Raw genomic sequence first — 14,425 nt, 5'->3', positions numbered from 1 at the left:
GGGAGCGTGGATTGAAATTACGCATGCCAGCAACTCAGGCTTGGCCCATTGGTCGCTCCCTTCACGGGAGCGTGGATTGAAATGACCAGCCGAGCTCGTCCCAGGCCCCCTCCCTGCTGGTCGCTCCCTTCACGGGAGCGTGGATTGAAATTGGGGCGACCCCAGCCACGTCCTGGACGACGAGAGTCGCTCCCTTCACGGGAGCGTGGATTGAAATGTGCGGGTCGGTCGCCAGATGGGGGGTGCAGGAGAGTCGCTCCCTTCACGGGAGCGTGGATTGAAATACAATGACCCCCATGTGGAAGGACACGGACACCAGTCGCTCCCTTCACGGGAGCGTGGATTGAAATAGGTGTGACTGCCAAGCGCCGACTCTACTTTTCAGGTCGCTCCCTTCACGGGAGCGTGGATTGAAATAGACGGAAAACATAGAGCTTGGGCTTAACAAGAGGGTCGCTCCCTTCACGGGAGCGTGGATTGAAATATCTTCTGCGACATGAACGCCAAGACCGATAAGGGTCGCTCCCTTCACGGGAGCGTGGATTGAAATTGAACATGCCGGATAAAGAACTCATACCGAATCTGGTCGCTCCCTTCACGGGAGCGTGGATTGAAATCGGCGATTGGGCGACAATGCCAATCATGCCAGCCGGTCGCTCCCTTCACGGGAGCGTGGATTGAAATAAAGCCACGTTTGCGCTGAACGACCAACTGCTCACGTCGCTCCCTTCACGGGAGCGTGGATTGAAATCCCCTGGTGCCTGCCGGGGGGTCCCTTTCGGTGCAGTCGCTCCCTTCACGGGAGCGTGGATTGAAATCAGACCGCATCAAGCGGGGACCGCATCCAGCTGGTCGCTCCCTTCACGGGAGCGTGGATTGAAATTGGTGCATCTGCGACGGCAAGGGCCGTGAGGATCTGGTCGCTCCCTTCACGGGAGCGTGGATTGAAATGCCAAGGACTCGGACCGTCAGGAGTCTCGGGCTGGTCGCTCCCTTCACGGGAGCGTGGATTGAAATAGGTCGGCAAGGTCGATCTGATCGAGCTTGGTCCGTCGCTCCCTTCACGGGAGCGTGGATTGAAATACGAAGGCATCGCAGACTTGTCGAAGGTGCGGCTGTCGCTCCCTTCACGGGAGCGTGGATTGAAATATCGGCTTTTGCCTCCTACTCTGCGTATCTCAAAGTCGCTCCCTTCACGGGAGCGTGGATTGAAATGTCGTCCTCCGGACTGGAACCGGACACCGGCCATGGTCGCTCCCTTCACGGGAGCGTGGATTGAAATAGTGTGGATGACGGTTACATCCGCAGTTTGGATTGTCGCTCCCTGCACGGGAGCGTGGATTGAAATTCGACCTGGGCGGGTTGGTCGGGCGGGAGCGTGGTGTCGCTCCCTTCACGGGAGCGTGGATTGAAATATCGACAACACCCGCGGCTATATCGGCAAGGGTGTCGCTCCCTTCACGGGAGCGTGGATTGAAATCTGTGCCGCTAGTAAAAACCGGCTGACCCGTAATGGTCGCTCCCTTCACGGGAGCGTGGATTGAAATAAGGCTCTGTAGCAGCTCTCGCCGGGGCTTTTATGTCGCTCCCTTCACGGGAGCGTGGATTGAAATACTCCGTCGACCACGGGCATCGCATAGAAGCTGCCGTCGCTCCCTTCACGGGAGCGTGGATTGAAATATGCCCGGTCTCAGGAGCTTGGCAAGCCAAAGGTGTCGCTCCCTTCACGGGAGCGTGGATTGAAATCTGGTTAGCATACTGTTTAAGCCTTATAAGCTAGTCGCTCCCTTCACGGGAGCGTGGATTGAAATACCGTGACCGCCCAATTCAAACCCAAACAACTCACAGGTCGCTCCCTTCACGGGAGCGTGGATTGAAATTGTGACATGGCCTCATACAGCTTATCCATGATCGGGTCGCTCCCTTCACGGGAGCGTGGATTGAAATCCCCTGTGATTGGCTTCATGGGGGCGAACCCTTGTCGCTCCCTTCACGGGAGCGTGGATTGAAATAAAATAGTTCGCATAACGGCTGATGAGTGTCATTGTCGCTCCCTTCACGGGAGCGTGGATTGAAATGGTCACGGCCCAGTCCCAGCCGGCACCCTTGTCCAGGTCGCTCCCTTCACGGGAGCGTGGATTGAAATACCTATCCAGCCGCCCACCCGGGCGGCTTTTTTCGTCGCTCCCTTCACGGGAGCGTGGATTGAAATATTCAGAGCGGCAAACATATCTGGACGGCCGAGGTCGCTCCCTTCACGGGAGCGTGGATTGAAATCACGCGGGGTCGACGGTGACGGGCTGCAGCCTTACGTCGCTCCCTTCACGGGAGCGTGGATTGAAATGGCCTGGCCTGGACATCCACCGTGTGCGGCCTGCCTGTGCGGCCTGCCGGTCGCTCCCTTCACGGGAGCGTGGATTGAAATTCAGACGGACCGGCACGGAGCGGGTGACCCTGGTGTCGCTCCCTTCACGGGAGCGTGGATTGAAATCTTGCCGACGGCGGCCAGGTGGCTGACCTGATGCGTCGCTCCCTTCACGGGAGCGTGGATTGAAATCGCTGGCTGTACGATAGCGCGATCCGCCCAGTCTGTCGCTCCCTTCACGGGAGCGTGGATTGAAATCTCGACAGTCCATGGGGATGGGTCGTACTAGGCAGTCGCTCCCTTCACGGGAGCGTGGATTGAAATTCTGGCATTTGGAACGGGATAGTGGCGTTTGTTGTCGCTCCCTTCACGGGAGCGTGGATTGAAATAGACTGGCGAGGATGGCGGTATAGCAGCCATGGCGTCGCTCCCTTCACGGGAGCGTGGATTGAAATCGATGTCGAACCCTATGACCGGCTGGCGTGACAGTGTCGCTCCCTTCACGGGAGCGTGGATTGAAATAATCTCAACCGGTTTAAGGCCATGACCAAGCCCGGTCGCTCCCTTCACGGGAGCGTGGATTGAAATGGTGTGATCGGTGTCGCTCAAGCTATTTTCGCTGGTCGCTCCCTTCACGGGAGCGTGGATTGAAATCTGCTCCTGGTCCAGGGCCAGGGCGCGTGCCACGAGTCGCTCCCTTCACGGGAGCGTGGATTGAAATGTCATCCATAGGGTAGGAGGCAAGTAATGAACAGTCGCTCCCTTCACGGGAGCGTGGATTGAAATCCGTCGTTTTCCGGGGGGCCGATGGGCGAGCGGTGTCGCTCCCTTCACGGGAGCGTGGATTGAAATGATGATTTCGCCAACTACTTGTGGCAGCACCCGAGTCGCTCCCTTCACGGGAGCGTGGATTGAAATACAATCCCGACGACAATAACAAGTCTGACGGGGAGTCGCTCCCTTCACGGGAGCGTGGATTGAAATCTGTTTGTTGGGCGTGCTTTGCTAGCGCGTCCAAAGGTCGCTCCCTTCACGGGAGCGTGGATTGAAATGGGCACGCTGAACGCCCGCCGTCCGGTCTCCACGTGTCGCTCCCTTCACGGGAGCGTGGATTGAAATATCGTATCCGCAGCAATAACTAGCATTACACTGCGTCGCTCCCTTCACGGGAGCGTGGATTGAAATATCCCAATGGGTGCCCGGATTGGTGTACCGCCATGTCGCTCCCTTCACGGGAGCGTGGATTGAAATCAGCCAAGAAACGCACCCGCGCATGGCTGGGGTCGTCGCTCCCTTCACGGGAGCGTGGATTGAAATAGAAAGAACACGTTTAGGGAAAGGTAATACGATGGTCGCTCCCTTCACGGGAGCGTGGATTGAAATCACCAGGCGATGCTCATCCCGTCCACATCGCCCATGTCGCTCCCTTCACGGGAGCGTGGATTGAAATTCGACCACGCCCTTGGTGGTCACATAGCCCATCTGGTCGCTCCCTTCACGGGAGCGTGGATTGAAATCAAACATTGGTGACTATGTTGATGATGACACCCAGTCGCTCCCTTCACGGGAGCGTGGATTGAAATGCCAACTACCTCTGGGCGCACCCAACTAACGCTCGTCGCTCCCTTCACGGGAGCGTGGATTGAAATACATACGGGCTCAAAGAGACCGGTAAGCTGAGAAGTCGCTCCCTTCACGGGAGCGTGGATTGAAATTTGTCATGGTTGATGGGAAACTCTATGACCTGATGTCGCTCCCTTCACGGGAGCGTGGATTGAAATATGAGCGACCCGGGAGGGACGATCTCCCGGCTGGTCGCTCCCTTCACGGGAGCGTGGATTGAAATGCCATGAGTACGACGGTGCCGAGTGGTGGCAGTGTCGCTCCCTTCACGGGAGCGTGGATTGAAATTCCGCCATGGGGCAGAAGGTGGCCCTGGGCGTGGGGTCGCTCCCTTCACGGGAGCGTGGATTGAAATGCCCTACAGGACTTGCCCAACCGTTTGATCCAAACGTCGCTCCCTTCACGGGAGCGTGGATTGAAATTCAACGGTGGCGTTGGACCCTTGGGGCAGGGTGGGTCGCTCCCTTCACGGGAGCGTGGATTGAAATTGCAACGCCTGCGGCAGGCCCTGGGTCGACATGTGTCGCTCCCTTCACGGGAGCGTGGATTGAAATCACTCGGTCCAGCTGTTGAACAAGCCCCCGCTGGTCGCTCCCTTCACGGGAGCGTGGATTGAAATCAGGCCTGGTAGTTGGTGCGCTGGTGGATGCCCTGTCGCTCCCTTCATGGGAGCGTGGATTGAAATTTGCCGCTCTTTGGCTGGTTCGGTGCCGGTGCCGGTCGCTCCCTTCACGGGAGCGTGGATTGAAATATCGACTGGTTCAAAGGCGCATGGGACTCGGTTGGTCGCTCCCTTCACGGGAGCGTGGATTGAAATTCGGTGGCGGTCAGGTACAGGCCCGACTCCTCCAGTCGCTCCCTTCACGGGAGCGTGGATTGAAATGAGATGGACGAGATGACCTACATGCAGATCAGCGTCGCTCCCTTCACGGGAGCGTGGATTGAAATGCCGGAGACCCCTACCCGGCCGGACTGCCCCACCTGTCGCTCCCTTCACGGGAGCGTGGATTGAAATGGCGGCTCCTGGCCCACCGTTGCCAGGCTCAACGGGTCGCTCCCTTCACGGGAGCGTGGATTGAAATGCAAAGCATGCGGCCCAGGCCAAGGCCGCGCAGGGTCGCTCCCTTCACGGGAGCGTGGATTGAAATTGTGAGACAGAAAACCTATGTTGAACTGGATGCGTCGCTCTCTTCACGGGAGCGTGGATTGAAATACCTGCCTAATCACGCTCAGCCGGAGCTCAGGCAGTCGCTCCCTTCATGGGAGCGTGGATTGAAATAAGAACAGCCTCAAGAAAATCTCCCAGCCATGGCGTCGCTCCCTTCGCAGGAGCGTGGATTGAAATCCCGGTTGGATGAGTGAGTTACAGTATGTTTCAGTCGTTCCCTTCACGGGAGCGTGGATTGAAATTGCTGCAGGACCGTCTCGGTCAGCGAGGTGCGGAGTCGCTCCCTCCACGGGAGCGTGGATTGAAATACAGGGCCTTGCAATACAGCGTGCCAGTTGTGTTGTCGCCCCCTTCACGGAGCGCGGATTGAAATGGATCAAGAAAGGGCTCAAGACATGACTTTCGTGGGTTGCTCTCTTCAGGGATTGTGGTTGGGAATACCACTACGAATGGTTCTCTATCTGCGGTAAATGCGTTACCTCTTTCGCGGAAGCCTAAATTGGAAAACTGCTCGCGTTACTTTGAATTACCCAGACAGCACTTTTCCTATCGGAACATGCATTAAATCAGTTCTTCCGCCAGAACACTGCCATGAAGTGTACTCCTACTAAACAGGATTATGAGTTGCTGCTTCGGCATAGTGTCACTCGTTTTTATGCCATTTGCTTGTTCCTAGCCGCGAGAGTGCTGTGTTTTCCCGCATCTGCGGGAGTGATACCACGGGTCATCGGATGATGCCCTTCAGGAACACAAATATGAGAGGAGACGAATAGCTATGGATGAGGATTTCATGAGGAAAATGGCATCCAAGGATAAGGCCTGCACCACTTATGACCATATTCCTGATGACCGGATCAGCAGTTATGCGTCAAGATATCCCATCACTGATGATATGGATGAAACCGAACGTCGGGTTTGGGATTCCCTGGATAATGAGGACAGGAAAATGATCCAGAAGGATCGGACATACTATGGGACAAGCTATGGTGCGGGCTTCGGTGGTAATAGCAAGGTGAGTTTCTATGATGTCCTCGGCATCAGGCAGTTCGACTGATTCATCCCCAGGCTTACGCATACTGTTTCCATCAGTAACGGGATGGCTATAGGAGTGCCGGGTAGAATCCATAACCGCTTCATAGTTCAAACACGGGAGTTTGCGAATTGTACTTTCCGCTCCTGGGCACGGGTGTGCCGCCCGGTATAAGCTTGTAGGCGATGTGTCCACGAGTAGCGGACTTGGAGGTGTGGTCGCCGATGGAACAATTCGACGATGCGGATGACGCGGAATTCGGCAGAAGCGATTCAGCTGGTTCCACAGTCGCACCATCGCACCCGGATGAAGCGACTGCGGCGAACAAGGTTTCAGCCCATCCTGAGGCGACCATTCCTGACTCTGAATATTCGCTGGCTGAGATCGAGCAGCGCCGTGCCCGCCCGGTCCGCTGGGTGGTCTTCGCGCTGGCGGTCCTCCTGGCCATCGTCATTCCTTATGGATATGGGCGCTCGCTGGCCATCAACCATACCCAGGGCGTGCTCCACTATGCCTCGGTTCTGGACCCGCGAGGCATAGCCTTGATTGCCTGGACTGTGACCGTGCTGACCTTTATGGGCATCGGCATGTCCATCATCGAGTCGTCCTCCTGGTTCTGGCGGGTGGTCTTCGTGCTGGGCCTGGCCGCCGAACAGCTGATTGCCGGCCTCTGCCTGCTCAAGATGAACTTCTGGTACAGCACGTTCGTCGTCTACCAGCATCAGGCCATCCTGGCCAACGCGGCCAACTTGGGCATCATCGCGGCCGGGCTGGGGGTGGCGGTCTTCGCCGTTATTTTTGTGGCCATCCTGGTCTGCGTACGCAAGGATTCCCCCTGGAACACGCTGACCCACAGCTGGTCGGCTCTTTCCTTATTCTTCATTATCGAGCTGGCGGCCATCGCCATCGTCCTCTTCGGAGGCCTCATCACCGCTGTTTGAATCATAGGATTGCTGAATTTACTAGAATATGCTGCGCGATGGGTCTCAGTAACTGGCCAGTTGTGGTTTTAGGTTGATTTCTGTCCGCATGCTGTCAAGTGGTGCGAGCATAAGACCAGGATGCTGCCTTCCATGGATTGCTGTAGCGCAATTGACCGTGGGGATGGGGCCGATGGATATAGGCTTTACTCCGCTAATTCCCGATTTAGGCGCTTGGCTATCGAACCACCGTAGAAGATATCTATGAGGGGTAGGTCCATGCAGGTTATAAGCAGAGCTAAGAATGGCCAGCTCAGGTAGGTATGGACCCATTCGGGAAGGGTGAAGAAATCAACGATGAACATGAGCGGCAGCAGAACGAATGCGGTGTAGCCGAGGACGTGGATGGTGTAGGGGATAGTGGTTCCGGTGATGTATCGCATGCCGATCCAGTAGTTGTCAAGGGCGGTTTGGAGTTCGCGGCTGCTGGCCGGGGTCATATGGCGTTGGGGGAACTGCCGGTGGGTGGCCCAGACCCATGTGCCGATGCCGATGGCGAGCCCCAGGACGCAGCTGACGATCGCCGAGGTCCGTGGGGGCATGCCCAGGAGGACATCGCCTCCCTGAAGGGGACGGTGCGGTCTGGAGCGGTGCCATGCGCGGGCTATGTTGAAGGCGGCCAGGAGGATGCTGACGATCAGTACGATGGTGTATATGGGGACAGAGTAGTGTCGTCTGTTGTATTCCCTGGCTTCCGAGGTCCGGTAGAGCATGGGGGCCTTGACGGGCTGGTTGCGGACGCGGTCCCAGTAGACGCGGGTGAACCGGTCGGGCAGGAAGCCGATGGCTTCGTAGCGCCACCATGCGGGGCGGCTGGCGCGCCAGTGCAGCGTCGGCCGTGTCCGGTGGCGGACCGGGTCCTCCCGCCGATGGTCGCGGGCGAGGGCGCGGACCTGGCGGGCGCGTAGGAGCCTGGTGACGGGGTTGTCGGGTCCCTTCCAAGCCAGAAGGCTGACCTGGTCCTGGGTGAAGATGACCAGGTCGGGGTCGGGGGTGTGCCCGACGCCGACCTCGGGCAGGGGGGCGTCGCCGCCGGGGACCACGCCGGGTCCGCAGGCAACGCCGCCCACGGAGCAGATTCTGCCTGCATACCATGGACCGGATGACTTGGTGGCCTGTTCGGGTGGCTGCACGTACTGGCCGACCAGACGAACCACCAGCCCATCCTTTCCCAGCCCGTCAAACCATCCGGTGCCTCTGTAGGCCCCGGATACGGTGGCGGGCCCGTCGGCCAGGACGACCAGCGATCCCAGGGGCAGGACCTGCCCGGGCCGGGGGCGGCCGATCCTGCCGCGCCGCCTCCACACATGCCCTTGGAAGGTCTGCAGGCACAGGCCCCGCGCCAGAAGGTAGGGTGCCAGGACACGGTCCATCAGCCGCCTCGACCTCCACGCATTGAACGACACCACCGCAAGCAACCAGACCAGCAACACCGGAGCGCCTAATAGGACATCCATCAATAGGTACAGCATCAGTATGCACCCCCTAATATCATTACTGGTTTCAGTCCGAGCCGCGCACATGGCAATGCAGGAGACAGCAGGAAAGCTACCATAGATTGTCCTTAATGTGGCCCTGCAGGTCATCTCCGTTCCCGCGATTGACGGAATCGTCGTAAACAGCGTTGCCGGCTGCTGCACCGAGATATCCTACGACTAAACCAATTCCAGCTCCCAGAATCGTACCTAGTCCAGGGGCGATTGAGCCTACAATTGCTCCAGCGGCGGCTCCTGCTGCAGCACCTGCAAAACCACCAGAGGCAGTGATCAGGCCATGAGCTACAGCATCTTGGGTAGCTGCCTGTTCTCCGTAGGCTTCCTTGCGTGCATAGTATGTGCCTACGGAATCAGCAATGCCGCCGACTATGGAGCCGAAGGTACCAACTTTTGTAGCCGTGCCGGCAGCCTTGCCGGCAGCGTGAACTAAACTCCCCGTGGTTTTGGTTGCCGGTGCAACCAGGTTTCCCCCCTCAATAAGCCCGCCAACTATCGGTCCCAGCCAGTCGCCCGCCAACTCATCCCCAATGAGGCCTGCTGTCTTCAACCCCTCAATAAGGGCAGGATCGGCTTTCATGAGTTCAGCGATGCCGCTCAATGATTCAAAACCGCCAGAAAGAAAATCGCCGACTGTGAAAGAGTGGTTCAATGTATTGAGTTGCATAGCCTTGGCGGTTGCTTCATCAATGCATCCATCAAGGTCGTTTTTGGTTTTCTTGGCAGCGTCCTTATATTGTTCCCTGACCCAGTTGACTTCACCCTTCAACCGCTTGATTTCGGCCTTGTCGTCAGCAACGAGCCCTTGGTATTGAGTTATGCTCTCGTTTGTCGCATCAATGACATCAAGCAGACGATTGGTCTCCCGCGACATGCTATCCCCGTTGGTTTGCCTGACCTTTTTCAGGTTGTCGCTGTTCGTTTGCAACGTCTGTTTTGCTTGGTCGAGTTTCTTCTGATTCTGCGCGATTGAGTCGCGAAGGTTCATTGCCCTTTGGCAATCTTTGTATGCGGTATCTTGGCTCGCGTCAACTGCAGACCCCCAGCTTCTTAATGCTTGATCGATGTCCGCGCAGACATCCGAAAGGCGTCCGGCAAACTGTGCCACCTGAGAAAGAGACTGCTGGAGCTGTTTCGCTGAATCGCCTTTGAAATCAGGTGCCTTTCCGCAAGCGCTGGTAATGGAGTGACTCACTTCCTTGCAACGGTCACCGTTCTCGGCAAACTGTGAGGCCAGCCTGTCAATTGTGTTCTTCCCTCCTGGTACAGGGTTCTTTGATAGGCCAAGAGCCGACCAATCCAAATCTGAAGCGCTCATGATGTCGTATCCTTAAATAGTGTCATCCCCGTCGATGCAAATACTAAAAGTTGTGATTTTTTATTTGCGTTTTTTGATTTCGATGCTTAGCTTGTCATCGACATTGCTTGTCTGCATGGTTACCGACTTAATGAACTGATTAAGAACGTGAACAGATTGCTGAAGGTTCAACAAACGCTGTTTTAGGTTGTCATTGACCCGGTTCGTGTTGTCGGCTACTGAGTCGTCCCCTAATCCGTTTTCACCCTGAGCGCTATCGACGTCAATCTTGTGTACTTCGGACTCCCAGTTTTCGTCGGCCTGATTCAAGGTTCTGCTCATGTCGCCAAGCTGGCCGTAATCCACGGAAAAGTCCACCATGGTCTTCTCCCGTCTATTCCTTTTATCGAGTTTGTCCTATGTGGCCGGTAACTGAATCAGAGATGAAGATGGGGGTAGTCGGTTGATTTGGTGACTTCATCAAATGTTCGTTCATAGGATTGTTCCTCGGCGTTGATATATCCCATGAACACTATTTCCGTGACGTCTGGACGGTTGAAGAAAATGGTCTTGGCCGGATCGGTCATGCCATACGGGAATTGTACGGCACCATAGTCAAAGTAACCCGTTGTTCCATTCATGACTGTCAACGGAGCGCGGGCGATGATGACCAGCAGGGTACCCGGGTCTCTTCCGGTTTTCACCACGGATCCCAAAGGAAGAATGGTATCTTCTGATTTGATGGAGTTCTGCTCGGGTTGTTTCATTAGGTGCCTCTTTTTGATGGATGAATGAAGTTGCATTCCTTCAACTTCTCTAACCACTTTTAATGGTACTACAAGGTAAATCAGGTTCAGTTCGTGCAACAAAGTGCGACATCTTCGCTAAATCGGAGTGAAATGGCTCATTCCTCATTGGCGTTAATCCAATTTTCGCTGTGCTCTCCTTCATTTTGTTGATTCCGTCATTGTTCGTTTGGTCCGCAAAATGTGTATAATGGACTTTTGGCGTGTTTCGCCCGCGGATCGAGAGCGCTTCAGCATAGGGCTGGTGCACCGCGTAACGGAAGAATGCAAGAGGAGGAGCCGTGGCTCTTACGAGTGAGCAGAAGCAGGCAATCGTCAAGGAATACGCGACCCACGAGGGCGACACCGGTTCCCCCGAGGTCCAGGTGGCTCTGCTGAGCAAGCGCATCTCCGACCTGACCGAGCACCTCAAGCAGCACCAGCACGACCACCATTCGCGTCGTGGCCTGCTGCTCATGGTCGGCCATCGTCGCCGGTTGCTGGATTACCTCAAGAAGGTGGACATCAACCGCTATCGTTCCCTGGTGGAGCGTCTTGGACTGCGCCACTGATATGCATGCTTTCGCCCGGGCCTAGCGCTCGGGCGCTTTTGCATGACTGAACCAGGCACTGTCGATCCCGGGACGGGATTGCAGAAGATGGTGCCGGACTGAAAAGCAAGGCTGGTCCGCAAGGCATGAAGATAGCCGGACATGGGGTTCGGCAGGACCAGACCGAAGTAGAAGGATCTCCGGCAGTCAATTGATGCCGAGCATCCTGACGTCAGGTAGTAAACAAGCAGTAAACAAAAGGAGGAACCCTATGGAGGGTCCCGAAATCACGGCTGTAGAAGCCACGATCGATAACGGATCATATGGCAAGCGCACGGTGCGCTTCGAGACGGGTCGTCTCGCCCAGCAGGCGGATGGGGCAGTAGCCGCCTATCTTGATGACGATTCCATGGTGCTGTCCACCACCACCGCTGGATCCAGCCCCAAGGAGAACTACGACTTCTTCCCGCTGACCGTCGATGTGGAAGAGAAGATGTACGCCGCAGGCAAGATCCCCGGCTCCTTCTTCCGTCGCGAGGGTCGGCCCTCCAACGAGGCTATCCTGGCCTGCCGGCTGATCGACCGCCCCCTGCGTCCCCTCTTCCCGCACACCCTGCGCAACGAGGTCCAGGTCGTGGAGACCATCCTGGCCGTCAACCCCGAGGATGCCTACGATGTGCTGGCTCTGAACGCGGCCTCTGCCTCCACCCTGATCTCCGGTCTGCCCTTCGAGGGTCCGGTCTCGGGTCTGCGTCTGGCCCTGATTGATGGCCAGTGGGTGGCCTTCCCCCGCTGGAGTGAGCGCGAACGCGCCGTCTTCGAGCTGGTCGTGGCCGGTCGTGTGGTCGAGGGCGGGGACGTCGCCATCGCCATGATCGAGGCAGGTGCCGGTAAGAACGCCTGGAACCTGATCTATGACGAGGGCCAGATCAAGCCCGACGAAGAGGTGGTCGCCCAGGGTCTTGAGGCTGCCAAGCCCTTCATCAAGGTTCTGTGCGAGGCCCAGAGCGAGCTTAAGGCCAAGGCCGCCAAGCCCACCAAGGACTTCCAGCTCTTCCCCGAGTACACCGACGAGCTCTATGCTCGCATCGACCAGGTGGCTCATGCCGACCTGGACCAGGCCCTGTCCATCGCGGAGAAGCTGCCCCGCCAGGAGCGCATCCACGAGATCAAGGAAAAGGTCCGCGAGGCTCTGGCCGACGAATTCACCGACATGGACGAGGCCGAGAAGGACAAGGAGCTGGGCAATGCCTTCAAGGAGCTCCAGCGCCAGATCGTCCGTCGCCGCATCCTGACCCAGGACTACCGCATTGACGGCCGTGGCCTGCGCGACATCCGCACCCTGTCCGCTGAGGTGGACGTGGTGCCCCGCGTGCATGGTTCCGCCCTCTTCCAGCGCGGTGAGACCCAGGTGCTGGGTGTAACGACCCTGAACATGTTGAAGATGGAGCAGACCATCGACGCCCTGTCCGGACCCACCACCAAGCGCTACATGCACAACTACGAGATGCCGCCCTATTCGACCGGCGAGACCGGCCGCGTGGGTTCGCCCAAGCGCCGCGAGGTAGGCCATGGCAACCTGGCCGAGCGTGCCCTGATCCCGGTTCTGCCCAGCCGTGAGGAGTTCCCCTACGCCATCCGTCAGGTCTCCGAGGCCATCGGCTCCAACGGGTCCACCTCCATGGGCTCCGTCTGCGCCTCCACCCTGTCCCTGCTGGCTGCCGGCGTGCCTCTGAAGGCCCCCGTGGCGGGCATCGCCATGGGCCTGGTCACAGGCGAGGTCGACGGTCGGCCCACCTACAAGACCCTGACCGACATTCTGGGCGCCGAGGATGCCTTCGGCGATATGGACTTCAAGGTGGCCGGCACTTCCGAATTCATCACCTCCCTGCAGCTGGACACCAAGCTGGACGGCATCCCCGCCGACATCCTGGCCGCAGCCCTGCAGCAGGCCAAGGAAGCCCGGGCCACCATCCTGGACGTGATCAACGAGTGCATCGACGGGCCCGCCGAGATGAGTCCCTATGCGCCGCGCATCATAACCACCCAGGTTCCTGTCGACAAGATCGGCGAGGTCATCGGCCCCAAGGGCAAGATGATCAACCAGATTCAGGAGGACACCGGCGCCGATGTCTCCATTGAGGACGACGGCACGGTCTACATCGCCTCCGAGGGTGGCGAGGCCGCAGCCAAGGCCAAGGAGGTCATCGACCAGATCGCCAACCCGCACGTGCCCGAGGCGGGGGAGACCTTCAACGGCAAGGTGGTCAAGATCACCAGCTTCGGTGCCTTCGTCAACCTGACCCCTGGCACCGACGGGCTTCTGCATATCTCGCAGATCCGCAACCTGGCCAACGGCGAACGTATCGACTCCGTGGAGGATGTCCTCAAGGAGGGCGACACCGTCGAGGTCATCGTCCAGGGTGTGGACGACCGCGGCAAGATCTCCCTGGCCATCCCCGGCTTCGAGGACCAGGAGTCCGCAGGAGGTCGCGATCGCGGAGGCCGTGGTGACCGTCGGGACCGTGGCGGTGATCGTCGTGAGCGCAGCGGTCGTGGTGACCGTGATCGCCGTGATCGCCGCAGCCGTTCCTCCGAACGCGAGGATCGGTATGAGGCCCCGCGTCGCTCCCGTTCCGAGCGTGATGACCGCTACTACGACGACGAGGACCAGGAGGACCGTCCCCGGCACCGTCGCCAGAGCCGCGACCGCGACTTTGAGGATGGCGGTGACTGGTTCGAGGACGAGGACCGCAGCTCCCGTCGCGATCGTCGTCGGGTCTCCCGCGATGATGACGAGGATCGTGGCGGCCGTGGCCGTGGCGAGCGTCGTGGCCGTGGTAGCCGTGCCGAGCGTGATGACCGCGGTGATCGTGGCGGTCGTCACGAGCGTCGGTCTTCCGGACGTGGCGGCTATCGTGGCCGCAGGGAGAACCCGCGCTATGCCGCCGACGAGCACTATGACGAGTACCGGGCAGACCGGGAGGAGCGCTCCGAGCGTCCCCGTCGCCGCGTGCGCAGGGACTTCGATCCCTTCGACAGTGAGGACTGATTCCTACTGATGCCGGATGTTGATTGATTCGGCGTTTTCCGACAGGATCCCGTTCCGATGGGCGGGGTCCTGTTTTGTCTG

At 58.2% G+C, this 14,425-nt stretch carries 8 protein-coding genes and 1 CRISPR repeat array (1 of these 9 only partly in view); of the genes, 4 read left to right on the top strand and 4 right to left on the bottom strand.

Going from position 1 to position 14,425, the window contains the following annotated elements:
* Window positions 1-5,464: direct repeats of the CRISPR family, unit length 32 nt; unit sequence GTCGCTCCCTTCACGGGAGCGTGGATTGAAAT; it reaches 2,658 nt to the left of the window's first position.
* 467 nt (window positions 5,465-5,931) lie between these two features.
* A complete protein-coding gene (locus H3S97_RS02150) occupies window positions 5,932-6,210 on the top strand; it encodes a hypothetical protein (RefSeq protein ID WP_198219474.1) in 279 nt (92 codons plus the stop codon).
* Window positions 6,211-6,410: 200 nt separating this feature from the next.
* Entirely contained in the window at window positions 6,411-7,127 is a 717-nt protein-coding gene (locus H3S97_RS02145; protein WP_198177276.1) for a hypothetical protein, read from the top strand.
* A 185-nt stretch (window positions 7,128-7,312) separates the two neighbouring features.
* Here the strand turns inward: H3S97_RS02145 and H3S97_RS02140 are convergent, their stop codons facing one another.
* The 4 genes from H3S97_RS02140 to H3S97_RS02125 all read right to left on the bottom strand — a co-directional run bounded on the left by H3S97_RS02140 (window position 7,313) and on the right by H3S97_RS02125 (window position 10,723).
* Entirely contained in the window at window positions 7,313-8,539 is a 1,227-nt protein-coding gene (locus H3S97_RS02140) for a hypothetical protein (RefSeq protein WP_198219473.1), read from the bottom strand.
* 175 nt (window positions 8,540-8,714) lie between these two features.
* Window positions 8,715-9,977 carry a hypothetical protein gene (locus H3S97_RS02135; protein ID WP_198219472.1) on the bottom strand — a complete coding sequence of 421 codons (1,263 nt, stop codon included), beginning with the start codon at window positions 9,975-9,977 and terminating at the stop codon, window positions 8,715-8,717.
* Between the two features lie 60 nt (window positions 9,978-10,037).
* A complete protein-coding gene (locus H3S97_RS02130; RefSeq protein ID WP_198219471.1) occupies window positions 10,038-10,337 on the bottom strand; it encodes a hypothetical protein in 300 nt (99 codons plus the stop codon).
* 56 nt (window positions 10,338-10,393) lie between these two features.
* The gene (locus tag H3S97_RS02125) at window positions 10,394-10,723 is read right to left on the bottom strand and encodes a DUF4176 domain-containing protein (RefSeq protein ID WP_198187974.1); all 330 of its coding nucleotides are present in this window, start codon (window positions 10,721-10,723) and stop codon (window positions 10,394-10,396) included.
* Window positions 10,724-11,043: 320 nt separating this feature from the next.
* Between H3S97_RS02125 and rpsO the strand changes: the two genes are divergently transcribed.
* Both rpsO and H3S97_RS02115 read left to right on the top strand, forming a co-directional pair.
* The gene (gene rpsO, locus H3S97_RS02120; protein ID WP_024626835.1) at window positions 11,044-11,313 is read left to right on the top strand and encodes a 30S ribosomal protein S15; all 270 of its coding nucleotides are present in this window, start codon (window positions 11,044-11,046) and stop codon (window positions 11,311-11,313) included.
* Window positions 11,314-11,563: 250 nt separating this feature from the next.
* Window positions 11,564-14,344 carry a polyribonucleotide nucleotidyltransferase gene (locus H3S97_RS02115; RefSeq protein ID WP_198219470.1) on the top strand — a complete coding sequence of 927 codons (2,781 nt, stop codon included), beginning with the start codon at window positions 11,564-11,566 and terminating at the stop codon, window positions 14,342-14,344.
* The last annotated feature ends 81 nt before the right edge of the window (window positions 14,345-14,425 follow it).

It is taken from the genome of Bifidobacterium choladohabitans (assembly GCF_016102005.1).
GTDB lineage: Bacteria > Actinomycetota > Actinomycetes > Actinomycetales > Bifidobacteriaceae > Bombiscardovia > Bombiscardovia choladohabitans.
This window is presented reverse-complemented; position numbering and strand designations above follow the sequence as displayed.

Coding starts and splice junctions, on each gene's coding strand:
- H3S97_RS02150 (WP_198219474.1), top strand. CDS start 5,932: ATGGATGAGGATTTCATGAGGAAAATGGCATCCAAGGATAAGGCCTGC.
- H3S97_RS02145 (WP_198177276.1), top strand. CDS start 6,411: ATGGAACAATTCGACGATGCGGATGACGCGGAATTCGGCAGAAGCGAT.
- H3S97_RS02140 (WP_198219473.1), bottom strand. CDS start 8,539: ATGGACCGTGTCCTGGCACCCTACCTTCTGGCGCGGGGCCTGTGCCTG.
- H3S97_RS02135 (WP_198219472.1), bottom strand. CDS start 9,977: ATGAGCGCTTCAGATTTGGATTGGTCGGCTCTTGGCCTATCAAAGAAC.
- H3S97_RS02130 (WP_198219471.1), bottom strand. CDS start 10,337: ATGGTGGACTTTTCCGTGGATTACGGCCAGCTTGGCGACATGAGCAGA.
- H3S97_RS02125 (WP_198187974.1), bottom strand. CDS start 10,723: ATGAAACAACCCGAGCAGAACTCCATCAAATCAGAAGATACCATTCTT.
- H3S97_RS02115 (WP_198219470.1), top strand. CDS start 11,564: ATGGAGGGTCCCGAAATCACGGCTGTAGAAGCCACGATCGATAACGGA.